23 protein-coding genes are annotated in these 24,635 nt (G+C 37.2%); 5 read left to right on the plus strand and 18 right to left on the minus strand.

Annotated elements, in window-relative coordinates:
• Window position 1: 1 nt before the first annotated feature.
• From esaA to SK578_RS02450, 13 genes are all read right to left on the minus strand, one after another.
• Window positions 2–3,241 carry a type VII secretion protein EsaA gene (gene esaA, locus SK578_RS02390; RefSeq protein WP_042750274.1) on the minus strand — a complete coding sequence of 1,080 codons (3,240 nt, stop codon included), beginning with the start codon at window positions 3,239–3,241 and terminating at the stop codon, window positions 2–4.
• A gap of 62 nt (window positions 3,242–3,303) precedes the next feature.
• Window positions 3,304–3,600: a WXG100 family type VII secretion target gene (locus SK578_RS02395; protein ID WP_004261570.1), complete on the minus strand. Its 297-nt coding sequence runs from the start codon at window positions 3,598–3,600 to the stop codon at window positions 3,304–3,306.
• Between the two features lie 312 nt (window positions 3,601–3,912).
• Window positions 3,913–4,569 carry a CBS domain-containing protein gene (locus SK578_RS02400; protein ID WP_042750276.1) on the minus strand — a complete coding sequence of 219 codons (657 nt, stop codon included), beginning with the start codon at window positions 4,567–4,569 and terminating at the stop codon, window positions 3,913–3,915.
• 410 nt (window positions 4,570–4,979) lie between these two features.
• A complete protein-coding gene (locus tag SK578_RS02405) occupies window positions 4,980–5,690 on the minus strand; it encodes an ABC transporter ATP-binding protein (RefSeq protein ID WP_042750278.1) in 711 nt (236 codons plus the stop codon).
• The gene (locus SK578_RS02410) at window positions 5,690–6,454 is read right to left on the minus strand and encodes an ABC transporter ATP-binding protein (protein ID WP_001185997.1); all 765 of its coding nucleotides are present in this window, start codon (window positions 6,452–6,454) and stop codon (window positions 5,690–5,692) included. The genes SK578_RS02405 and SK578_RS02410 overlap by 1 nt, the downstream gene beginning before the upstream one ends.
• A complete protein-coding gene (locus tag SK578_RS02415; RefSeq protein WP_000662290.1) occupies window positions 6,454–7,410 on the minus strand; it encodes a branched-chain amino acid ABC transporter permease in 957 nt (318 codons plus the stop codon). The genes SK578_RS02410 and SK578_RS02415 overlap by 1 nt, the downstream gene beginning before the upstream one ends.
• A gap of 3 nt (window positions 7,411–7,413) precedes the next feature.
• On the minus strand, window positions 7,414–8,283 hold the full coding sequence (locus tag SK578_RS02420) for a branched-chain amino acid ABC transporter permease (protein ID WP_033679951.1): 870 nt from the start codon (window positions 8,281–8,283) through the stop codon (window positions 7,414–7,416).
• 116 nt (window positions 8,284–8,399) lie between these two features.
• Complete coding sequence (locus SK578_RS02425; protein WP_042750282.1) at window positions 8,400–9,560, minus strand: ABC transporter substrate-binding protein; 1,161 nt, start codon at window positions 9,558–9,560, stop codon at window positions 8,400–8,402.
• A 66-nt stretch (window positions 9,561–9,626) separates the two neighbouring features.
• Complete coding sequence (locus tag SK578_RS02430) at window positions 9,627–9,914, minus strand: YlbG family protein (RefSeq protein ID WP_042750284.1); 288 nt, start codon at window positions 9,912–9,914, stop codon at window positions 9,627–9,629.
• 78 nt (window positions 9,915–9,992) lie between these two features.
• Entirely contained in the window at window positions 9,993–10,583 is a 591-nt protein-coding gene (gene clpP / locus SK578_RS02435) for an ATP-dependent Clp protease proteolytic subunit ClpP (RefSeq protein ID WP_000613471.1), read from the minus strand.
• Window positions 10,584–10,756: 173 nt separating this feature from the next.
• A complete protein-coding gene (gene upp, locus SK578_RS02440; RefSeq protein ID WP_000515974.1) occupies window positions 10,757–11,386 on the minus strand; it encodes a uracil phosphoribosyltransferase in 630 nt (209 codons plus the stop codon).
• An 88-nt stretch (window positions 11,387–11,474) separates the two neighbouring features.
• The gene (locus tag SK578_RS02445; RefSeq protein ID WP_042750286.1) at window positions 11,475–11,942 is read right to left on the minus strand and encodes a deoxycytidylate deaminase; all 468 of its coding nucleotides are present in this window, start codon (window positions 11,940–11,942) and stop codon (window positions 11,475–11,477) included.
• A gap of 18 nt (window positions 11,943–11,960) precedes the next feature.
• Entirely contained in the window at window positions 11,961–12,518 is a 558-nt protein-coding gene (locus SK578_RS02450; RefSeq protein ID WP_000004136.1) for a TetR/AcrR family transcriptional regulator, read from the minus strand.
• A 124-nt stretch (window positions 12,519–12,642) separates the two neighbouring features.
• Here SK578_RS02450 and SK578_RS02455 point away from each other — a divergent pair, with 124 nt between their 5' ends.
• The 3 genes from SK578_RS02455 to SK578_RS02465 are packed head-to-tail and all read left to right on the plus strand — an operon-like array spanning window position 12,643 to window position 15,289.
• Complete coding sequence (locus tag SK578_RS02455; protein ID WP_042750287.1) at window positions 12,643–13,488, plus strand: DegV family protein; 846 nt, start codon at window positions 12,643–12,645, stop codon at window positions 13,486–13,488.
• A gap of 58 nt (window positions 13,489–13,546) precedes the next feature.
• Window positions 13,547–14,719, plus strand: a complete 1,173-nt coding sequence (aao, locus tag SK578_RS02460; RefSeq protein ID WP_042750499.1) for an aminoacetone oxidase — start codon at window positions 13,547–13,549, stop codon at window positions 14,717–14,719.
• A 48-nt stretch (window positions 14,720–14,767) separates the two neighbouring features.
• Window positions 14,768–15,289 carry a DUF1697 domain-containing protein gene (locus tag SK578_RS02465; RefSeq protein ID WP_042750288.1) on the plus strand — a complete coding sequence of 174 codons (522 nt, stop codon included), beginning with the start codon at window positions 14,768–14,770 and terminating at the stop codon, window positions 15,287–15,289.
• A gap of 41 nt (window positions 15,290–15,330) precedes the next feature.
• Here SK578_RS02465 and SK578_RS02470 read toward each other — a convergent pair whose 3' ends face one another.
• Window positions 15,331–16,071 (minus strand): MerR family transcriptional regulator, encoded by a 741-nt coding sequence (locus SK578_RS02470; RefSeq protein ID WP_042750289.1) that lies wholly within the window; start codon window positions 16,069–16,071, stop codon window positions 15,331–15,333.
• 235 nt (window positions 16,072–16,306) lie between these two features.
• On the opposite strand from SK578_RS02470, the gene SK578_RS02475 reads away from it, so the two are divergent.
• Window positions 16,307–17,647: a sodium-dependent transporter gene (locus SK578_RS02475; RefSeq protein WP_042750291.1), complete on the plus strand. Its 1,341-nt coding sequence runs from the start codon at window positions 16,307–16,309 to the stop codon at window positions 17,645–17,647.
• Between the two features lie 43 nt (window positions 17,648–17,690).
• Here the strand turns inward: SK578_RS02475 and manA are convergent, their stop codons facing one another.
• From manA to SK578_RS02490, 3 genes are all read right to left on the minus strand, one after another.
• A complete protein-coding gene (gene manA, locus SK578_RS02480; protein ID WP_042750293.1) occupies window positions 17,691–18,635 on the minus strand; it encodes a mannose-6-phosphate isomerase, class I in 945 nt (314 codons plus the stop codon).
• Window positions 18,636–18,797: 162 nt separating this feature from the next.
• Window positions 18,798–19,145, minus strand: a complete 348-nt coding sequence (locus SK578_RS02485) for a VOC family protein (RefSeq protein ID WP_042750295.1) — start codon at window positions 19,143–19,145, stop codon at window positions 18,798–18,800.
• Window positions 19,146–19,183: 38 nt separating this feature from the next.
• Complete coding sequence (locus SK578_RS02490) at window positions 19,184–20,446, minus strand: RNA-directed DNA polymerase (protein ID WP_042750297.1); 1,263 nt, start codon at window positions 20,444–20,446, stop codon at window positions 19,184–19,186.
• Between the two features lie 305 nt (window positions 20,447–20,751).
• On the opposite strand from SK578_RS02490, the gene SK578_RS02495 reads away from it, so the two are divergent.
• Window positions 20,752–22,566 (plus strand): RNA-directed DNA polymerase, encoded by a 1,815-nt coding sequence (locus SK578_RS02495; RefSeq protein WP_042750298.1) that lies wholly within the window; start codon window positions 20,752–20,754, stop codon window positions 22,564–22,566.
• Between the two features lie 206 nt (window positions 22,567–22,772).
• On the opposite strand, the gene spxB is transcribed toward SK578_RS02495, so the two are convergent.
• Complete coding sequence (gene spxB, locus SK578_RS02500; RefSeq protein WP_042750300.1) at window positions 22,773–24,548, minus strand: pyruvate oxidase; 1,776 nt, start codon at window positions 24,546–24,548, stop codon at window positions 22,773–22,775.
• Between the last annotated feature and the right edge of the window lie 87 nt (window positions 24,549–24,635).

The raw sequence follows: 24,635 nt of genomic DNA on the forward strand, positions 1-24,635 counted from the left end.
ATTACTTGCTATCCTTAACTTGGCGATACAAGAAAATATTTACAAGTCCCAAAGCAATTGTTAGAACAACAATTACCATTACTGACTGAACAACTCCGTTTTGCTGATTAATGAATAATCTCACTACACCTTCAAGATATGTTAACGGAGAAAGAGTTGTTAAAATAGGAGCTGGATTCACATAATATTCATCAAATAATTGAGTTGCTGAAATGATATAAAGCAGTAATAGACTTATGCTTATCAAAAATCCAAGACTTTTTAGTTTATCAAGAAGGATATTCAGACTATATGTCATCATTAGACTCACCAAGACAAGAAGCATTACAAACCAGCTCAATTGACCTACAGAGAAAGCAAGTTTAACTCCAGAAACAATCGCAATTATAGAACCAACAGCTACTGAAATCACACTTAGGAAGAACATTGGTCCAGAAGAATTTCTCCATGACAAACGGTCCTTCAAACTGATTAATCTTTGCAATTCTTCTTTATCTGCATGTTGGAAAAGATAGGCAACAACCAAGCTAACAAGATAGCTGATTAAGATAACAAGGAGTCCTGATCTCTCATCTTGACGATTCGTCTGTGACGGTCTATTGGTCGCAGCTGATACAACATTCCCAATTTTAGAAGCATCAACAGGATTTGACAAATATTCATAGACTGCATCATTTTTCGTATTACCCGTTCTAGTATTGCTCAAAACAGTAGAAAAGTTTTTAAGGAATTCTTCGTTTGAACCATATTCACTAGACATGATATTTTTCAATTCAGAAACGCGTGCACTTAATGATTTTCCGTCTTTTTCCAATGTATTAACATCATTCGTCAACTGAGTCATAGTAGCTTGTATCGTCTCAGAAACAGCTTGGTTTGCTTTTGTATTGTCCATCAAGGTTTTACTAGCTGAAATCAGTGTACCTAGGTCCCTGTTCATATCCATACTAACATTAACCATACTAGTATTATCTACTTTTTCTGTTGCAACAAAACTAGGTTTACCTTTAATCGTTGTATCCACTAATTTGGTCTGTTCAATTAACTGTCTTAACTGAGTTATTAGATCATTGGTTGTTGTTCTCAGCTGTTCGATGTTAGATGTTAATTTCTCAGCATTGGCTAATCGTGACTGAATATCCGTCAATTTTTTATCAGAAATCTTCAAATCTGATTTTAGAGCTTCTACTGTAGTTGCTTTGATTAGATTGGTCACAATGGTCTTGAGGTCATCATTATTTGCTAAGGCAGCAAGAGAACCTTCTGCTGGAACAAACGTAGTGTCTGTGTACGTATTTTTAGATAAATCTAAGCCGTAATACGCAGTAACAAGTCCTGATAACTGTAGATACGCCTCAACATCTTTATAAACCGCTTGAGTTAGCTTGGTAGGATTGTACTCCCAGTTAGAAATAATGTCTTGCATCTCATAATGACGATTCAAAACTTTTTTTTCTGTTTGATTTATCTTAGTAGTCGTGATGGTCTTCGTAATTGTAATAATTTCTGTTGGTTTCTGCACATCAGGCGTAGAGGAACCTGAAGCTACAGAAGTAGCTGGACTAACAGGCGCAGCATGAACTGTCTCATTCTCTATTTTATCTTTTTCTACATAAGGGGCATCTTCCTTTATAACTTTTACATCTTCTGTCGTATCTAATTGATACTTAACAAGCACAGGTGACAAGACATTGAGATCATTTTCATTCTTGATTCCTAGTGTGTATGAAATAGTCATACCTGGAGATACTTCACCAGGGAAAGATACCTGATAACTACCTCCTCCAAGATCAGAAAATCCAAAATTTGATTCTTTAAGATAGTATCCGCTTGGTACTGTTATCTTTAATTTTGAAATTTTTCCTTCAAACGAAGGTAAAGTTAGCTCACGTTTTGTTGTGCTCTTAGACTTAATGTCATTCTTTAACTGAGAGAATTCTTCATTTTCAAGTGTTGTAGATTGCAAAGTTGGCAAATCTTTCCCTATCTTCTTACTATACCACCGTATAAAAGCACTAATATTTTTCAAATGTTGTTTATCAGTATCTGACAAAGAGAGATTATTTATAGTTGTATCATCGTAGTATACACTTGGCCATTTACTAGTAATTTGATTTTGCATACTAGTATTTAACGACTTGATATAACTTCCAAGAGTTTTATTAGCTCCATCTACCGCTGATGGGTTTTTAGCCAAGGAAGACTCTACTGCTTCTCTAATCTTTGTATCATAATTTGATAAGGTATCATCAATTTCCTTATTATTCTTCTTCAAACTTTCTAGAAGTTTTGCGATATCTTTGTTATAGGAAGAAGCCTTATCAGTGGTTTCTTTCCAAATAGCTGGCTCTGAAAAATTATTATTAAATTGAGTGTTTATAGCAGCCAATTGAGATAATTGTTTCTCAACTGATAATTTGGAAAAGTCTTTATCATAGTTGGACAAAGCCTGTTCTCTAGTATTCAAGGAATTATCCCATTTTTTTTGTTGCTTATCTATTCCATTTATTGTTTCCTCATATGTCTTATTAACAGAATCAATTGATTTAAAGGCATCATTTGTATTTAACAGGGTCTTGTTAAATGACGAATACGATGATAAGAGATTATTCGGTGATGAACCCAACCCATTAAACTGTTGACCATATTGAGCAAGAGGATCCACTAACTTATTATTAAAAGAAGTCAGTGACTCATGTTCATTTGTAACTACATCTGCAACCTGGCCTTGTGCTGTTTTCAAATTCCCGATAATACTAGTGAAATAAATATTAATCAAATCCTTATTAAAGAGCTCTTTGAAAGCTACTACAGCTTGTTCAGCCTGTTTGACAGTCAGTTGGTCACTTGATTGAATTTGATATTGAAACTTCGCCTGAACAGGGGAAGTTGATTCGATTGCTAAAGCTTCTTCTGAAAATTTACTTGGCAAGACTATCATCAACTGATAAGTCTCATTTTTTAGACCGCTTTCAGCGATTGACCTAGAAACAACTTCCACTTTGTAATTATTTTTAGCTATGAACGAATTTACTAAAGTATTCGCAATGTTAATCGGTTGTCCATTATATACCTTACCCGTATCTTCATTAACAATAGCTACTTTAATAGGGGCTTGTTGCACCGAGGAATCTGAGTTCGTTCGGCTGATAGGTGTTGGTTTTACAATTGCAAAGAAGGATACTATCATTGTCACAAATAACAGTAGCATCCCTAAGCTAAATAAAACTTTCTTTCTCACATTTTCTCCTTAATTAAATATAGTAAAAAAGTTGAGGATTTCTCCTCAACCTCAACTTTAGATTATTGAAGACCAAAGTTTCTAGATAAGTCTTGGTCATTTTGTTGCATCGCTTGAGCAGTCTTATCAAGTTGTGTATTGATTTGTTGCATTAAATCAGCAAAGTTTTCAACCTTTGGTTTCAATTCAGAGAATTGTTGATCAAAGCCTTGGAACGCAGCACCTTCCCATTCCGAACGCAAGGTATCTTGCAAGCGTTGAAGATTGCTCAAAATAACTCTGATATCGTTTGCAGCTTTTCCATATTCACGTGCACGTGATTGGAGGGTTTCTGGAGATACACGAATTTGTCCTGACATATTTTTACTCCTATGTTTTTTGTTTTATTATAACATTATTTCATATATGAATCAAGGATTTTTGGAAAAAAATTTATAGTATTAATCCATAATTAAAGTCATATAGAATACAATAAATAGTTACTTATAAAATACAGCATAATTTTTTCGATTTATTACTTCTGTCAATATTTAGAAAATTTAAAAATCTTTAAATTTTAAATTACCTTTACTCTAAATCAAAAGGTAATATTTCAGATTTTCATTCATTTCTTTCCATCTTTTGCTCTAATCCCTTATTACACGTAAAAAGAAGCCTTTCGGCTTCCTTTCTTACAAGACTTTTGCTGAAGTACGAGTAATTTCTTCTACTTGAATATTCTCTGATTCAAATTTTTCTTTCAAGGCTGGTAAATCAATTGATCCATCGATTTGAACTTCTATAATCACCTTACCATCTTTACGCGGAATATTGACTGTATGCGAGATATTCAACTTTTCTTCTACAATCAAAGAAATAATTTTTCCAAGAACGCCAATTTCGTTTTCCGTAACAAAGCGCACACGAATTCCTTCCTCACCATAACCAGCAATTTCAAGAAAGGCTTGGAAAACATCACGGTCCGTAATAACCCCATAGACTTGATGGTTATCTACTACAGGAAGAATACCAATCTTATTTTTCAACATCAGATAAGTTGCATCCTCTAGACTCGCATAGCCTGAAACAGTGACAACTTCGCGAATCATCACATCTTTTACTTTTGTCTTATTTAGAAGATAGTTCATCTCATAGATAGAAAGACTGGTTGCTTTTGATGGACTTGCTTGGGCAATGGTTCCTTCAGTTACCAAACCAACTAATTGATCATTTTCGATAACAGGCAAGCGATGCAACCCTTGCTCTCTCATCAAATCTGCTGCATGAGATACTGTTGTATCTGGACTAATATACACTACCTTACGGGTCATAAAATCTTTAACTGCCATGAGACTTCTCCTTTTCTGTTCTTATCCCTATTATACAATCTTTTTGTAAATCTATCAAACGCTTACATTTCTTTTTCAAAATTCAGAAAAGTATGAATAAGCTAGCAAAAAGAGCTCTAAAATCGAGCTCCCTGAATGAAGGTAAGAAACGTTTCATTCGATTTTTTCAATTATTTGAAATTCATATTTCAAAGTAGATGCAGATTTGTTTGCAATCTAAATATGCCAACTAAAATAATCTACTGGATAAGATAATTGCCTCGCAATCTTCATCCGCCGACTAAAAAGGTCCCCCGGACTATTAATGATGATTACTTCATAATCCTCATCCACCGACTAAAACAATCCAATGGATAAGATAATTGCTTCGCAATCTCCATCTGCCGACTAAAACAATCCACTGGATTGTTTTAGCCACCTAGATATGCTTTTCTGACTTCTTCTGATGAGGCGAGTTCTTGTCCTGTTCCTGATAGAACGATTTTCCCTGTTTCCAGTACATATCCTCGGTCAGAGATTGCGAGTGCCTTATTGGCATTTTGCTCAATCAAGAGGACGGTTGTTCCTTGCTTCTGAATATCTTGAATGATATCAAAAATTTCTTGGATAAAGATTGGGGCAAGTCCCATCGATGGTTCATCTAAAAGAAGAAGTTTTGGTGTTGACATAAGAGCGCGTCCCATGGCAAGCATTTGTTGTTCCCCTCCTGAAAGAGTAGCTGCATCTTGGTTCTTCCGTTCTTCAAGACGAGGAAAGCGTGAGAAAACTTTCTTCAAATTAGCTTGATTTTCTTCACGATTTTTCTTTAAGAAAGCTCCCATTTCAAGATTTTCCATAACAGTCAAGCCAGGAAAGACGTGGCGTCCTTCTGGTACTTGTGAAAGACCACCTGCCACGATTTTCTGAGCTGGCATTTTTTGGATTTCTTGACCTAAAAATTCAATCTTTCCTGAACTCGGTCTAACCAAACCAGACAAAGTACGGAGAATGGTTGTCTTACCTGCACCATTGGCACCAATAAGGGAAACAACTTCTCCTTCATTTACTTCAAAGCCTACATCACGGACTGCTTGGATCATACCGTAATGCACAGAAAGATTATCAACTTTTAACATAGACATTAGGCTTCACCTCCTAGATAAGCTTCGATAACGCGTTTATTGGTCTTAATTTCGTCTGGAGTCCCCTGAGCAATCAAACGACCATATTCAAGTACGTAGATACGTTCTGTTACTTCCATGACCAGATTCATATCGTGTTCAATCAGCATGATCGTAATCTTAAATTCATCTTTGATACGACGAATTAACTCAGTCAATTCAGCAGTTTCCTGCGGGTTCATACCTGCGGCTGGTTCATCTAAAAAGAGAATTTTAGGTTCCGTAGCAAGGGCACGAACAATTTCCAAACGACGTTGTTGTCCGTAAGCGAGGTTTTTAGCAAGAGTCTCTGCATCCCCATCTAAATCAAAGATTTTCAATAATTCCAAAGCTTTAGCCTTTAATTCTTTTTCACTCTTATAAAAAGCTGGTAAGCGTAAAAAACTAGCAAAAACATGTTGTTTGTGATGGTTGCCAAAGGCAATCAAAACATTGTCCAAAACTGTTAAATCTTTAAAGAGACGGATATTTTGGAATGTACGTCCAAGTCCCAAAGAGGCAATCTTATAAGGTGACTTTCCATTCAAAAGGTGACCATCTAGTGTTACTGTTCCCTCACTTGGTTCATAAACACCTGTCAAAAGATTGAAAAGGGTGGTTTTACCAGCTCCATTTGGACCGATTAGTCCAACCAGTTCACCTTCGTTCAATTCAAGAGTCACATCTCCAACAGCTGTTAGACCGCCAAAATGTTTGGTTAACTGTTTTACTTCAAGTAATGCCATTAGTTTTGTTCCTCCTTCTTAGATTTTTTAAAGAAACGTGATAGGCTCAATTCCCATGTTCCAAGAAGTCCACCTGGTCTGAAAATCATTACCAATACCAAGGCCAAAGCGTAGATAATCATACGCACGCTTGCAACATCTTGGAGAAGCATATTCAAAATTCCAAGAACAATAGCTGAAACAATGGCACCTGTAATGGAACCAAGTCCACCAAAGACAACAATGATCAAAACGTTGATTGAGTTGATGAAGGTGTAATCTTTCGGTACAACTGAACCGATAAATCCTGCCTGAAGTGACCCTGCAATACTTGCAGTAATAGCACCAAAGACAAAAGCGATGATTTTAATCTTAGTCGTATTAACCCCAACTGACTCAGCAGCGATTTCATCCTCACGAACAGAGAGAGTTGAACGACCAATTGGACTACGCAAGAAGTTCAAGGTTGCAATGGTTGTAATCACGACAAAAAAGTAAACCATTTGCCAAGTTGTAAAGTTAGGAATTCCCAAGATACCTGCTGCACCATTTGTAAGGCTTCCACCATTGATGATAAAGATACGGATAATTTCAGAAACACCGAGAGTTGCTACCGCAAGATAGTCCCCCTTCAAGCGCAAGGTTGGAATCCCGACAAGTAAGGCAACTGCTCCTGAAAGCAAAGCCCCTACCAGCATAGCTCCAAAGAAGGCACCGTAGGTTGGTGATTTAGAACCAATAATAGCTGCTGCATAGGCACCAATCGCCATGAAACCAGCATGACCAAGTGAAAATTGGCCTGAAAAACCAACGATTAAGTTGAGACCAACAGCCAGAATAATATTAATTCCAATTTGTTGTAAAATCTGTACATAGAATAGATTGAGTACTCCGACTGAAACCAATACACTAATCAAGCCATAGCCAGCTAACAAAAGGAGTAACCATAGAATATTAACTTTTAAATTTTCCTTCATCGTTTACACCTTCTCTTTCACATTTTTACCAAGGATACCAGCTGGGCGGACAATCAAGATCAACAACAAGATTCCATAAACAATGGCATCACGGAAGTCTGACATTCCAAAGGCTGTCGCAAAGGTTTCCAATAGACCAATCACAAAACCACCAAGCGCCGCACCAGGAATGATTCCGATACCACCAAGTACTGCGGCAACGAAAGACTTAAGACCTGGAGTAACCCCCATCAAAGGCTCAAGAGAGTTATAATAGAGGGCAATCAGAACACCAGCCGCACCCGCAAGAGCAGAACCCAAAGCGAAGGTAAAGCTGATAGTACGGTTTACATTGATCCCCATCAATTGCGCCGCATCGCTATCTACTGATACTGCACGCATGGCTTTTCCCATCTTTGTTTTTTGGACAATGACTTGTAACAAAATCATCAAAATCAAGGAAATGGCCAAAATCATTAACTGCACGTTTGTTAGGCTAACTGGTCCCAAATCATAGCGAACTGTTTGAATCGCTTGAGGGAAGGCACGGGTATTGGCACCAACCAGATAGACCATCCCATATTCCAATAGGAAAGACACCCCAATAGCCGTAATCAAAACAGCAATACGAGTAGAGTGACGCAAAGGTCGGTAAGCAAGGAACTCAATCACGACACCAAGAATGGCTGTCGCTATCATAGCTACAATAAGCGCTACAAAGAAATTCATTTGGAAAGAATTAATCAAGAAATAACCGATAAAGGCTCCCATCATATAAATATCACCGTGTGCGAAGTTGATGAGCTTGATAATTCCGTAAACCATGGTATACCCTAGAGCTAACAGCGCATAAACACTACCTAGAATCAAACCATTTACTAGTTGTTGGAGCATAAAATTCACTCTTTCTATATATAATTTCGAGGGTTTCCCCTCACTTTTTGATAGGTTCTTAAACATCGAAACAGGGAGTGAGTCAGAGGCTCATTCCCTATTTCAACATTTTTCTATTATGGTTTTACAACTTCTGCTGCTTCAACCTTACCATTATTCATGGTCATCATGTAAGCTGTTTTGACTGTGTTGTGGTCCGCATCGAAGCTTGTTTGACCAGTTACACCTTCAAAATCTTTTGTTTTAGCAAGGTTATCCTTGATTTCACCTGAGTTTTTAGCACCTTTTGCTGCGTTTGCTACAAGGTGAACTGAGTCATAAGCCAAAGCTGCAAATGTTGAAGGCTCTTCATTGTACTTAGCACGGTAAGCCTCAAGGAAGGCTTTTGCTTTAGCAGAAACTTCTACAGTAGTTGAGAAGCCTGAGATAAAGTAGATGTTTGATGCTTTTTCAGGAGTTGCTTGTTGTACAAACTCTTCACCGTTGAATCCATCACCACCAACGATTGGTTTGTCAATTCCCATACCACGCGCTTGGTTTACAATTTTACCAGCTTCAGTGTAGTAACCAGGGACGATGATAGCATCAAAATCTTTCCCTTTCATTTTTGTAAGGGCTGCTTGAAAGTCTGTGTCACCTGCTACGAAAGTTTCATCTGCAACGATTTCACCTTTGTAAGCTTCACGGAAGGCTTTGGCAATCCCTTTAGCATAGTCGCTGGCGTTGTCAGTGTATAGAACAACTTTCTTAGCGTTTAATTTTTCAGTAACATAGTTTGAGATAATTTTTCCTTGGAAGCTATCTTGGAATGTTCCGATAAAGAGGTAATCTTGACCTTTAGTCAATCCATCTTGAGTCGCACTTGGCGAAATCAATGGAACACCTGCTTTTGTAGCGTTAGCTACCGCAGCTGCAGTTGCACCTGATGTCGCAGGTCCTACGATTGCTGATACTTTAGATTGGGTTACAAGGTTAGTTGTTACTGAAGCCGCCTCAGCTGTTTCAGACTTGTTATCTTTATCAACTACTTCGATTTGTTTTCCATCGATACCACCTGCGGCATTGATTTCATCAACAGCAAGTTGGGCACCTTTTTGTTCAGATGTTCCGTAGGCTGCTACAGCACCAGTTTCTTCAAAGTTAAATCCGATTTTGATTGTCTTTTCATCTACTGAGTTACCAGCAGCATTTGACGCTCCAGACTTCACTTCTCCACAGGCTGCAAGAAGTGCTACACTTGCAAGCGCCACAAACGATAGGGCAAATTTTTTCTTCATATTTTTTGTCTCCTTATTTCTTAAATAAATAGCATGTTAAGAATATACCGAATTATCAGAAAATTGTCAACACTTTTCTTGAACTTTTTCGATGATAACGTTTTCCTCTCGATAAAGATTGCCCACAAAGGGTGTTTCCAGCTCTTGGATATGACAAATTCTGACTTTTTTTATAAATTTTTCCTTGCTCAAGTGTCCGACCAATTGCTCCACTTCTTGAGTTGGAACATAAAGCTGTAAGTAACGATGTTTCTTGGAATGATAGGTAATATCTCCATAATCCTGCAATTTTTTTGCATCACGATTATAGTAAAGATAGATAATCAAGCCAGATCGATTGACTTTTTCAAACATGATAAATCCTCTTTCTAAGAAATCTCTCCCTATTATACCAAAAAAAGCAAACCCAGTCGAGTTTGCCTCCTTTGATTATTAGTTCAATGAATTGTTGGCCATGATTTCATCAATAAAGCCATATTCAAGTGTTTCTTGGGCACTCATCCAATTATCACGTTCTGCATCTGCATGGACTTTTTCGATTGACTGACCTGAATTTTCAGCCAATATTTTTTCCAAGATGTTACGAGTTTTAAGCAAGTGTTCTGCAGCAATCGCCATATCGGTTTGTTGAGTACCACCGCCTGTACCACCCATTGGTTGGTGGATCATGTATTCAGCATTTGGAAGCATGAAACGTTTGCCTTTTGCTCCACTTGATGCGATGACTGTTCCCATAGATGCGGCCATACCCATAACGATGGTTTGGACATCTGCCTTAATAAAGTTCATGGTATCAACGATTGCCAAACCAGCTGAAACAGAACCACCAGGTGTATTGACATAAAGGTAAATATCTTTTGTACTATCTTGGGCATCCAAGAAAAGCAACTGGGCAATAACTGAGTTGGCCATATTGTCTTCAACTGGGCCTGTCAGCATAATGATGCGGTCTTTGAGAAGACGTGAGTAAATATCGTAGGAACGTTCTCCACGGCTTGTTTGTTCAATAACTACAGGAATCATTCATTTCTCCTTTTAAGTTTTATTTTTGTTGGTCAAACGACTGAAGATAAGACTATTATAATATCTTGGTCAAAAAAGGTCAAATTTTTGCTCTGTTTTCATCAGACAGAAACAAAAACTCAACCTCCTTTCGTGACTGGAACTTCTTTTCCAAGTCATTCTTCTTTTCGATCTTATTTCGTACCGAACAAGCGGTCTCCAGCATCTCCAAGACCTGGAACGATATAACCGTGTTCGTTCAAACGTTCATCCAAGGCTGCTGTAAAGATTTCTACATCTGGATGAGCTTCTTGAAGGGCTTTTACACCTTCTGGTGCTGATACAAGGCAGACAAATTTGATATTTGATGCGCCACGTTTTTTAAGAGAATCAACAGCCAAGATTGCTGAGCCACCTGTTGCCAACATTGGATCTACTACAAAAATTTGACGTTGGTCAATATCTTCAGGCAATTTCACCAAGTACTCAACTGGTTGAAGCGTTTCTTCATCACGGTACATACCGATGTGACCAACCTTAGCAGCTGGAACCAAGCTCAAGAGTCCATCAACCATCCCGATACCTGCACGCAAGATTGGAACGATGGCCAATTTCTTACCTGCCAATTGTTTTTGAACTGTTTTTGTGATTGGTGTTTCGATTTCCACATCTTCTAGTGGAAGATCACGAAGTACTTCATACCCCATCAACATTGCAATCTCATCTACTAGCTCACGAAAAGCTTTTGTAGAAGTATCTGTACGACGCAAGATTGACAATTTGTGTTGAATCAGTGGATGATTAATAACTTCAATTTTTCCCATTTTTGGAATTCCTTCTTTCAATTTATTCTTCTTATTATACCAAAAAACGGTTTAAAAATCTTTCTAAACCATTTATTTTTGATAATTTTTACATTAAATCTGCCTCTTTAAGAGCTATCTGTACTGTCTCAAGTGGTAAATGGGTCAATTCTGTCCCTTTTTCTTGATAAAGGTATTGGGCGTAGTCGTCCATTCGGTACTGGTTGATATAAACCACGCGCTTACAACCAACCTGAAGCAATTGTTTTGTACAGTTTAGACATGGAAAGTGGGTTACATAGGCTGTAAAACCTTTAGGAACACCACGTTCAGCACCTTGAAGGATAGCATTAACCTCGGCGTGAAGGGTACGAACACAGTGTCCTTCAATGACCAGACATTCGTGATCAATACAATGCTCGGTTCCTGACACCGAACCATTGTAACCAGTGGAAATCACCTTATTATCCTTAACCAGAATCGCGCCAACTTTGGCACGTTTACAAGTGGAACGATTGGCAATTAGTAAGGCTTGGGCTGCAAAATACTCATCCCAGGCCAGTCTTTTTTCAGTCATATCTCTTCTCCTTTTTCTCTATTTTTTAAAAAATGGTAACCGTAAATCCGCAATCTTTTCAGCTGGTACCTTCATGCCATCCTTGATCCATTTTAGAAGGACAGAGACGATAGCTGAACTCCAGAAGGAATGAAGATAAGAGCTGACACCTTTTGATTTTCCATGGTATTTTTCTAAAAATTCCTGCATGGCTTGGACAAAGATTTTTTCCAGATGGTAATCTAAGGCAAGTTGAATCACTCTGGCCTCCTTTCTTGCTTCTCGGAAAAGGTGAACCCAGACCAGATAAAGATCTGTCTTTAGATCATAATGATGCAACTGTTCCATAATATTGTGGACAGTTCGTTTAAAGACGCTTTCTAAAATCTCCTCTTTGGAATCATAATTACGGTAAAAGGCTGCACGAGAAACACCTGCACGTTTGACCAATTCAGAAATACTAATCTTGGTCAAGTCCTTTTTTTCCAAGAGCTGCAAGAGGGCTGTTTCGATGGCTTCTCTAGTTAATAAATTGGATTCTTGGTTTGATTTTCTGAGATTTTCAAGAGACTTTTCAGAGATTCTACGTTCAGACATAACATTTTCTTTCTACTTGTTACAACAGACGGATGAGGCTTTTGTTTCAAGGGCTTTCATGATATAATTGTAAAAAAAGACAGAACCTTTGTCAATGTATAACTGACAAAGATGGAGAATTTCTATGACTTGGAAGATTATTGCTGACTCTGGTTGTGATTATCGTCAGCTGGCAACACCAGCTATTGACACGACCTTTGTAAGTGTGCCCTTAACCATTCAAGTAGCTGATCAGGTCTTTGTTGATGATGCCAGTCTTGACATTGACCAAATGATGGAAACCATGTATGCAACTGCAGAAGCTTCAAAATCAGCTTGTCCAAGCCCAGATGATTATTTGCGAGCATTTGAAGGTGCCAAAAACATTTTCTTGGTAACCATCACTGGTACTCTTTCTGGCAGCCACAATAGTGCTCAACTAGCCAAGAATATTTATCTTGAAGAACATCCTGATACTAAAATTCATGTAATTGATAGTTTGTCTGCTGGTGGGGAAGTTGACTTGCTCGTAGAAAAATTAAATGACTTGATTGACCAGGGTCTATCTTTTGAAGAAGTCGTTGAAGCTATCACTGCTTATCAAGAAAAAACCAAGTTGCTCTTTGTCCTAGCCAAAGTAGATAACTTGGTGAAGAACGGCCGTTTGAGTAAGCTTATCGGTACAGTCGTTGGCCTTCTCAACATCCGTATGGTTGGAGAAGCTAGTGAAACCGGAACTCTCGAACTACTACAAAAAGCACGAGGACCAAAGAAATCAGTTCAAGCTGCCTATGATGAGTTAGTAAAAGCTGGATATGCTGGTGGACGTATTATCATGGCCCAACGCAATAACGAGAAATGTTGCCAACAGCTCTCAGAGCGAATTCGCGAAACCTTCCCACAAGCAGATATTAAAATTATCCCAACCTCTGGTCTCTGCAGTTTCTATGCAGAAGATGGCGGTTTGCTGATGGGATATGAAATTGATTAATTGCATTCTTGACAAGAGGTGACCATCATCTCTTGTTTTTTTGTGGTACAATAGAGCTATGAAACATTTTGATACTATCGTCATCGGTGGAGGTCCTGCTGGCATGATGGCTACGATTTCCAGTAGCTTTTATGGTCAGAAAACCCTCCTCATCGAAAAAAATCGGAAACTTGGAAAAAAATTAGCTGGTACAGGTGGGGGACGTTGCAATGTCACCAACAATGGAACTCTAGATGACCTACTAGCTGGAATCCCTGGAAATGGGCGCTTTCTCTACAGTGTCTTCTCCCAGTTTGATAACCATGATATCATCAACTTTTTTACAGAAAATGGTGTTAAACTTAAGGTCGAAGACCACGGCCGCGTCTTTCCTACTAGTGACAAGTCTCGTACCATTATCGAAGCCTTGGAAAAGAAAATCACTGAGCTCGGTGGTCAAGTTGCTACTCAAACAGAAATTGTTTCGGTTAAAAAGATAGACGACCAGTTTATCCTTAAATCAGCTGACCAAACCTTCACTTGTGATAAACTCATTGTCACAACTGGTGGGAAATCCTATCCTTCAACTGGTTCAACTGGTTTTGGTCACGAGATTGCCCGTCATTTTAAGCATACCATTACCAAGCTTGAGGCAGCTGAAAGTCCCTTGTTGACAGATTTTCCACACAAGGCTTTGCAAGGAATTTCATTGGATGATGTGATCCTAAGTTATGGCAAACATATCATCACTCACGATCTGCTTTTTACCCACTTTGGTTTGTCAGGCCCTGCTGCCCTGCGTATGTCTAGTTTTGTCAAGGGTGGGGAGGTTCTTTCACTGGATGTTTTGCCTCAACTTTCTGAGAAGGACTTGGCTTCATTCCTAGAAGAAAATCGTGAAAAATCTCTAAAAAATGCCTTAAAAACCTTACTTCCAGAACGCTTGGCCGAATTTTTTATACAAGGATTTCCTGAAAAAGTTAAACAGCTGACTGAAAAAGAACGCGAGCAACTTCTCCAGTCTATCAAGGGACTTAAAATTCCTGTAATTGGTAAAATGTCTCTTGCTAAGTCATTTGTTACCAAGGGTGGCGTCAGTCTCAAGGAAATCAATCCTAAAACTCTAGAAAGTAAGCTGGTACCTGGACTCCACTTTGCGGGCGAGGTACTGGATATCAATGCCCACACGGGTGGATTTAACATCACTTCTGCCCTCTGTACTGGTTGGGTGGCGGGATCAAACCCAATCTAAATCTGAATTATTTAATGGCTAAATCAGCCCCAAAAGAAAGGAAGTCCTTTGGAACATATTATCTTGTTAAGGGGAGTTACTCCTAATGGAAAAAATGCTATCCCTAAAATGTCTTATCTAGTAGATATCTTAACAGAAGCCGGTTTTCAACAAGTTCGAACCTATATTCAAAGTGGGAATATCATTCTAGAAAGTGACTTAGATTTAGAAAAAATACGAGAACGTGTTCATACTCTAATAAATGAAAATATTGGTGCTGACTTAAAAATGGTAATCAAGAACAAAAGTGATTTTAAAAAAATTGTCCAAGAAAACCCTTTTGGAGAACACTATCTTTATGACCGTATACACGTGATTTTTTATCAAGAATCTATTCAAAGCCTCCCTTTAGACAAATTGAAAATTGATTACGGTGAAGAAGAAATTTGTATCGGTAACCATTGTCTTTACCTCTATCTCCCTAGAACTGCAAAACGAAAAAAGCTCAGTACCAACTATCTTGAAAAGCTTTTTAATGTAGATTTGACCATGCGAAAACTAAATGTAGTAGAAAAATTATTAAGCAAGTAGTGCTTGAATTTAGTAAAAATCGGAAGAATACTCCTCCGATTTTATTTTGTCTGAGTTTGGACATAATGAGCAATCACATCTGATGTGTACTGGGCTGTTCCAGGTCCAAATTTGTCAATGTTTTCCTTAAACTCTGGGTTATAAACGTAGCCTTTACCGATATAACCGAATACTTCAATAGTACAATCAAATCCATAAGTACGGATGGCTTGCAAGAGTTTAGCGGCTTCTTCTTGATTTTCGGTTGCTGTTACAGGTAGACCAGCTTGAAGATTTTGTGCCAAAGCTTGAAAAACTTGGTTGAAGGCAGCTGTAGCCTCGTCTTCGTGACCTTTTTGGCGTTCCAGCGCTTGGTCCATGACTTCTTGTCCATATTTCTCTACCGCCTCTTGGTGGTATTTTTGATGGTCTTTGTAGTTAAATCCAGCAAATTTCTCTTGAATGCTCATTTCTCTTTCTCCTTTTTGTTCTTGAATGGTTTTTTGCAAGGTGGAAATCAAGGTATCCAGATGTTGCCTTTCTCGAGTCAAATAGTCCAACTGTCTAGTCAAGTGAGGCAATAAATCAGTCCTTTCTTCCTTTAATAGCTCTGCTATTTTTTCTAAAGAAAAGCCAAGATATTTATAATAAAGAATGACCTGAAGTCGCTCCAAATCCTCCTGACTGTATGTTCGATAGCCGTTTTCCGACTTTAAAGGAACCAAAAGCCCTATCTTATCGTAGTGGTGCAGCGTCTTGACCGAGACGCCCGAAAGCTGCGCAGCTTCTTTTATATGGTACATGATTTCCTCCTTACAATGATAGTATAACCCCTCCCCCTAGGTCAGAGTCAAGCGTTTTTGCGAAATTTTTTTACTTTATCATAACATGAAAATGGTTTTCTTGACAGACCTTAGAAAACATGATAGGATAGTCAAGTCTATTAATCAAAAGAAAGGCTCATTTTGAGTACTTATGAGGCTAGTTGCCAAGGGCAGTAGCTTTTTCTTTTGTAATACTAATTTTAGGAGTTTAACTATGTCTGAAAAATCGCAATGGGGTTCTAAACTGGGCTTTATTCTGGCATCTGCTGGTTCAGCCATCGGACTTGGTGCTGTTTGGAAGTTTCCCTATATGACTGCTGCTAACGGTGGAGGAGGCTTTTTACTGGTCTTTCTCATTTCCACTATTCTAATCGGTTTCCCCCTTTTGCTAGCTGAGTTTGCCCTCGGCCGAAGTGCTGGTGTTTCAGCTATCAAAACCTTTGGAAAACTCGGCAAGAATAGCAAGTACAACTTTATCGGTTGGATTGGTGCCTTTGCCCTTTTTATCCTTTTATCGTTTTACAGTGTTATTGGCGGCTGGATTTTAGTCTATCTAGGCATTGAGTTTGGAAAATTGTTCCAAATTGGTGGAACGGGGGATTACGCTCAGTTATTTACTTCAATCATTTCAAACCCAGCCATTGCCCTAGGCGCACAAGCTGCCTTTATCTTATTGAACATCTTTATTGTATCACGTGGTGTTCAAAAAGGGATTGAAAGAGCATCTAAGGTTATGATGCCCCTGCTCTTTATTATCTTTGTCGTCATCATCGGACGTTCTCTCAGTTTGCCAAATGCCATGGAAGGGGTTCTTTACTTCCTAAAACCAGACTTCTCTAAGCTGACAAGTGCTGGTCTCCTCTATGCTCTGGGACAATCTTTCTTTGCCCTCTCACTAGGAGTGACAGCCATGCTGACCTATGCTTCTTATTTGGATAAGAAAACCAATCTGGTCCAATCAGGAATCTCCATCGTAGCTATGAATATCTCAGTATCTATCATGGCGGGTCTAGCCATTTTCCCAGCCATGTCAGCCTTCAATATCCAATCTGAAGGGGGACCGAGCCTGCTCTTTATCGTCTTGCCTCAACTCTTTGACAAGATGCCTTTTGGAACCATTTTCTACATCCTCTTCCTCTTGCTCTTCCTCTTTGCGACAGTCACTTCTTCTGTCGTTATGCTGGAAATCAATGTGGGTAATATCACCAATCAGGACAACAGTAAGCGTGCTAAATGGAGTGCTATTTTAGGAATTTTAACCTTTGTCTTTGGAATTCCTTCAGCCCTATCTTACGGTGTCATGGCGGATGTTCACATCTTTGGGAAGACCTTCTTTGACGCTATGGACTTCTTGGTTTCCAATCTCCTCATGCCATTTGGAGCTCTCTGTCTTTCACTTTTTACAGGCTATATCTTTAAAAAGGCTCTTGCAATGGAGGAACTCCATCTTGATGAAAGAGCATGGAAACAAGGACTTTTCCAAGTCTGGCTCTTCCTTCTTCGTTTCGTCATTCCAATCATCATCATTGTGGTCTTTATCGCCCAATTTATGTAAATACAAAAAAGGACTTGAGTAATGAACTCAGGTCCTTTCTTTTTTATGGATGGCTAACAATTAATTCCAAACCTTGTCCTTCCAGAGTCCAAGCTTCAACATCGCTTGGTAGTATAAAGTGGCTACCTTTTTGGATTAGATAGTTTTTTCCATCAACAGTAAGCTGACCTTGACCAGCCAAGACACTAAACAAGCTGTAATCAGCTGTCTTTTCGAAGTCAACTTTTCCATCGATTTCCCACTTGTAGACTGCGAAGAAATCATTGGATACAAGGAGAGTAGAACGCAAATCATCTGCTTTGACAGTCACAGGACAGCTATTGGCAGGCTCTCCAATATTTAAAACATCGATAGATTTTTCAAGGTGAAGTTCACGCAAGTTGCCCTTGTCGTCCTTGCGGTCAAAGTCATAGACGCGATAGGTGGTATCACTAGATTGTTGGGTTTCAAGGATTAAGATACCTGCCCCGATAGCGTGCATGGTGCCACTTGGAACATAGAAGAAATCTCCAGCCTTAACTGGCACTTTTGTCAACAAATCATCCCAGTTCTTATCCTCTATTTGCTGACGGAGTTCTTCTTTTGACTTGGCATTGTGACCGTAAATAATCTCTGAATCTTCATCTGCTGCGATGATATACCAACATTCTGTTTTTCCAAGTTCGCCTTCATGCTCGAGTCCATAAACATCGTCTGGGTGCACTTGGACACTGAGCCAATCGTTGGCATCCAGAATCTTTGTCAAAAGTGGAAATACAGGTTCTGGACGGTTGCCAAACAATTCACGGTGTTCCCCATACAAAGTAGCAAGGTCTATTCCCTCAAAACGACCATTAGCAACTGTAGAGACACCATTTGGGTGAGCTGAGATGGCCCAGTATTCTCCGATTTTTTCACTTGGGATGTCGTAGCCAAACTCATCACGTAGCTTGGTTCCACCCCAGATTTTTTCTTGCATAACTGATTGTAAAAATAATGGTTCTGACATCTTATTCTCCTGTCTGATTTTTCTCCCCCCATTATAGCAGAAAAAGAGTCCGAATTGAACTCTTTTTCCGTTCTTATAAAGTAGGGAGAAGATTTTATAAAAATAGTGAATAAATCCCTTCTTATGCTATAACTTTTGTTGACGATCAAACTCTACTATGTCCTATTTCATACGATAAAAATCAATCACTAGACCAGCAGGACCTTTAACTAATAAGGATTCTGTTCCCCAATCCGTTTCACAAATACCGTGTAAAATCTCGACACCGATCTCTTTTAACCGTTTGTAGTTCTGATCTACATCCTCAATCTCGATGTGAAGAATGATTCCTGACTGAAAATCTTCCAAAGGAATCAAATGATTTTGGGACAACATGAGGCAGTGACTACCAATCGTGAACTGAGCAAAGCCTTGGTCAACATAATCTGCCTGTTTATCCAAAATACGCTCCAAGTCAGCACAGACTTGAGGAATACTTGAAACGATGATATCTAATTGATTTAAATTCATTTACTATCCTCCAGAAAAAGACCGGGTTACTCCGATCTTTAATCATCCCCAAATCGTAAACTTAGCTTTTTCATAATTTTCTTTTGTAAATTGATTTTATTGAATTCTAAATATTCATGTGTATATTGTTGTGAACTAAATGACACACCTATACGTAAACAAATTTGCTCTAAAACCTTCACTGACAACTTTTCATAATGATACCGGTTATTAAGTAAAGACAATATATCATCTCTAGAGGAATTAGAAGTAACAACTTTATTACCCGTCGATACAATATTAAGTAATATATATACTTGTCTTGAGGACAAATAATTATTTTTCTTATAATATCTGATAAAATGATGATACATTTTTAAAAACATCCTCATTCTGACTTCTGAATTAATCAAGCCATACGAATAACTTAGTCCAAATTTTACCACTTGATTATTGTCTCCCTTAGATGAAACTCCGTGTATAAGATTTTTTAAACGGTAGTATAAAATCCAGAATGATTCTGGTTTATCATGGTCATTTTTAAATCGTTTAAAATATCGAATCAATTTGTTTAAAAGTTTAGCTTTAAATTTCTTTTCAGAAATATCTATAACAAGATAATTTTCTGGCTTTTCTTTTCCTTTTGAGTTAATGATTCTTTTTTGATATTTAGAGAATTCATACCCTAAATAGACAAACTTAAAATGATTGGAATTGCTTTTTCGAACAATGGTTTTCTCATTATTAACTTCTAAATGATACTCTTTCAATTGTGCTTTAATAAAGTTTTTTACTTCATCTTCATCAACTGCATCATTAACAATTATCAGTATATCATCAACATAACGTACATATAACAACGGATTCCACTGTAACTGTACAATAGAGTCAAAGTCCTCTAAATATAACTCCGATAGTGAGTTGGAAAAAGAAAGCCCCAAAGGGATCCCTTTATATTCACTTGAAAATATAAAGGACTTTATTGTCTCTATACTAGAGTCACTTAAAATAGAAGATTTAACTATCTTCTTATATAAGATATGCTTATTAATTGAGGGAAAGAAATTTTTTATATCCATCTTAATTACCTTAAAATCCAAAGGTGTGAATAATAGTTCTTTCCTTTTTAAATTGATTTCCCCTTGTGATAAAAATTGTATAATAGTTCTTATTATTGCATTTCTGTTGGGTAACTTTAAACTATACTTGTTAATAATTTCTTTATTGATTTTTTGTAATTCCTTGTGGATTTCTCCATCCCTTGCCGAATAAACAATTCTACTATTACTTTTGTGTTTTAAAAGTTTCGATTTTAAATTCATACATTACCCCCATAAAAGTAGGCAGCACAGGTTTATCCTGTGCTTTACTAACAGGTAATCCTGTGCTTTACTAATTTAAAAATAGATATTCACATGAAACCGAATGCCTCGAACATACTTTATCCATGTAATAAACCAAAAATGGTTATGTCTAAGACCTTTTGTGTGTATTGGGATACAAAATATAGCGAATGATTCTATATTCAGATCAAGATATATAATTTAATATTTAATCTTACTTCCATGCCTACAAATTATATGGTACAATAAAATAAAATAATAATCAATACTTTAAGAGGTTTTAAATGAATAATTTTTTTAGGCAGATATGTTTTTTGAAAACTGAATTACTCCCTCAAGAAGTTCCCCTATTTTTTTCAAATAATCCGATTACTGAAAATATTGAAACAATTTTTCAAAAAATAGATATTATCGATTTTAAAGATATTTATACAATCCCTTTGAACTTTAAAATTCCCAAAAATAATACTTCAACAAGAACGCTTTCTTTATTACATCCACTATCACAAATAGAAGCAATGATTTATATAATGAAATTTGAGTTTCTAATCTTAAATCATCTTAAAAGATCTAATTTTAATATTAGAAAAGCCATAAAACTAAACAAATTAACTTTTAATGGAAGTAAAAGTATACATGAGAAGCGATCTAAACTTGAACAAGATTATAGTATAAAAAAATCAGACTCTACTATTACAACCGAAGAACTTGATAAAAATATTAAAAAATATTTCGCATATTCTAAACACCATAAACTAATCGAAATTTTAAAAAATCCTCTTTTTATACGTTCTAGAAATAAGTATAGATATTTTTTAAAACTGGATATTCAGAATTTCTTTAAGAGTATTTACACTCATTCAATAGTCTGGGCAATCGTTGGTGGAAAAGATATAGGAAAAACTCTAAGTAGACGTATATACTCTAATACTTTCGCTTCAAAAACAGATAAACTTCTACAAAAAAGCAATAATAATGAAACAAATGGTATTTTATTAGGTCCCGAATTAAATAGGATTATTTCTGATTTACTTTTAACAACTATTGATGTCGACATACAGAATAAATTAAACCACTTAAAATATAAAACAGATTATGATATCTACAGATTCGTTGACGATTATTTTATATTTGCAACCTCAAAAGAAACAGTTGAAAATATAGAAAAAACTATTAAAACATCTTTAGAAAACTATAACCTCACTTTAAATGATTCCAAAACAGAAATACACGAAACCCCTTATTATATTGGAGACCCTGCAATAAATGATACTAAAATTAGTATCGATATTTTAAACTTACACAGAAAGAATTTAGCTAATGAATTAAATTTCCCTACCAAAGATATTGAAAAAGGGGAGGAATTTAAATACATTGTCGGAAAACACCCTAACTGGCTAAACTTTTACAACGATATCTCTCGTATAACAACACTAAATAAGCAAGCAACTAGAAAAATTGTATTATATGTACTGAAAACTATAAAAATTTATATTGACCCAAATTCTCTGAAAAAAGCAAATCCCTATTCATATATTAAAAATTTGTATACTGCGCTGGAAGTTATCACATCCGTGTATTCAACTTATCTTGATTTTGATACTACCCATGCATTTATTAGAATATTACTCAGATTAAAAAATGGTCTACACGATCTAAAAGAGGATGAAAGTATGAATCAAGAGGAAATACTTAATATTGAGAATAAAATCTTCGAACATATTTATAGAGTTCTGAAACAAAACAAGCATAATATAAATAATTTAACAGATCTAATATTATTTTTAGAAACTTTTAATAAGAAACTTTCTCCTCAAATTTTGTGTGAAATCCTTGAACTTCATTCTAAAGACTATTTTACTTTGTGTAGTATAGCTCACTACATTCAAGATCAAAATACAAAAAATAATTTTTTAAATCCTAGATATAAAATTGTACTAAAAAAGCTCTCCTCCAAACTTGATAGTATAATTTCCACCCCTCCCAAGTCTATGAATGGAAACTCTCCACTATTTGATGCGAACTACTTTTATTTCTTAAATGATTTTTCACATTATAAACCTATTAAAAAAATGATATTGACCTATACAAAAAAATAAAAGATCAACTAAGTGTAGAAATTGAGAATACTGGTAATCTAAAACCATTGTTTCGTAATATCACCAAGTCATCTTATTTCAACTGGAACCTTAATAAATATGATTTCGAACTACTAGTTATTAACAAACTACTCCAACAACGTGAGAATATCTCATCTACATATTAAAAAATTAGCCTGAAAATTTCAGGCTAATTTTTAGATGATTTATTTAATTGCGCGTGATTGCAATCCTTCTTCTTCCAAGAAGAGACGGAATGGTACGAGTTCTTCTGCTTCGTATTTTTCCTTGAATGCTTTGATTGCTTCTTCTGAGTGAAGTTTTGGATCCAATTCAAGTACTTCTACTGGAAGTGGACGGTGTGGAGTGATGCGAGCATCGATCACAACAGTTTTACCTTCTTTGTTCAATTTAACAGCTTCTGCAACAACTGCATCGATATCTTCGATACGGTTTACTGTAAATCCAACAGCTCCTTGTGCTTCAGCGATTTTCGCATAGTCAGCGTTTGTGAAGTCACAACCAAACAAGTGTTTGTTTGTGTCTTCGTATTTGTCCTTGATAAAGCCATATTTATCATTTGAGAAGACTACGTTGATAACTGGAAGGTCGTATTGAACGTTTGTGATAACGTCTGGGTAGCACATGTTAAATGCTCCATCACCCATGATATTCCATACTTGACGATCTGGATTGTCTTTCTTAGCAGCGATACCACCAGGAAGGGCAATACCCATTGTCGCAAAGAGTGGAGATGTACGCCACATGTTCTTAGGTGTCATGTGAAGGTGACGAGTAGATGTTTGAGTAGTGTCACCTACGTCGATTGAGTAGATAGCGTCTTGATCAGCATGTTTGTTGATTGCATTGTAAACTTGATACAATTGCAATTCACCCTCAGTTTTACCTTCGAGTTTGTTCATGTAATCACGCCAGTTTTGGTTATTCTTAACGTTTGCACGCCACCATGGAGTAGACTCAACTGGGTTTACTTTGTCAAGGATTGCTTTAGCTGCTTGACCTGCATCACCAAGGATTGAAGCATCTAGGGCATGACGTTTACCAAGTTTGTAAGGGTCGATATCCACTTGGATGAATTTTTCAGTGTTCTTGAAGGCTTCGTATACTTCTGCAAATGGGAAGTTTGAACCAAGGAAGAGAACTGTGTCTGCTTCAAAGACAACTTCGTTGGCTGGTTTCCAACCAACACGGTAAGCAGAACCTGTCAAACCTTCATAGTTCCATTCGAAAGCTTCAAAGTTTTTACCAGTTGTGATGATTGGTGCTTTGATTTTACGTGACAATTCAGTAATCACTTCACCAGCTTTCACACCACCGTAACCAGCGTAAATAACTGGACGTTCAGCATTGTTCAAGATGTCAACAGCTTTGTTGATTTCAACTTCGTTCAAAGCAGGAGCGATGAATGAACGCTCGTATGAACCTGAACCGTAATATGAGTTTTCATCGATTTCTTGGAAACCGAAGTTAACTGGGATTTCAACAACAGCTGGACCTTTTTTAGAAACTGCAGCACGGCAAGCTTCGTCAATAACTTTTGGTAATTGCTCAGCATAAGCTACACGTTTGTTGTAGACAGCGATACCGTTGTACATTGGGTTTTGGTTCAATTCTTGGAAAGCATCCATGTTCAATTCGTTAACTGGACGTGATCCAAGGATTGCTAGGAATGGAGTGTTATCCATAGCTGCATCGTAAACACCGTTAATCAAGTGAGTCGCACCTGGACCACCTGAACCAACTGCAACCCCGATTGAGCCACCGAATTTAGCTTGCATAACCGCTGCAAGAGCACCTGTTTCTTCGTGGCGAACTTGCAAGAAGCGGATGTCTTTGTCTTCAGCCAAAGCGTCCATCAATGAGCTGAGTGTTCCTGATGGGATACCGTAGATTGTGTCTACGCCCCATGTTTTCAATACGTTAAGCATTGCTGCAGATGCAGTAATTTTCCCTTGAGTCATAATGATAACTCTCCTTCAAATATTTTTAAATCTACTAAAAAAGGTTTCATATAGTTTTTGAAAACGTTTCAGTAAATTTTTACAATA

Source organism: Streptococcus mitis, assembly GCF_000722755.1.
Lineage (GTDB): Bacteria > Bacillota > Bacilli > Lactobacillales > Streptococcaceae > Streptococcus > Streptococcus mitis_CM.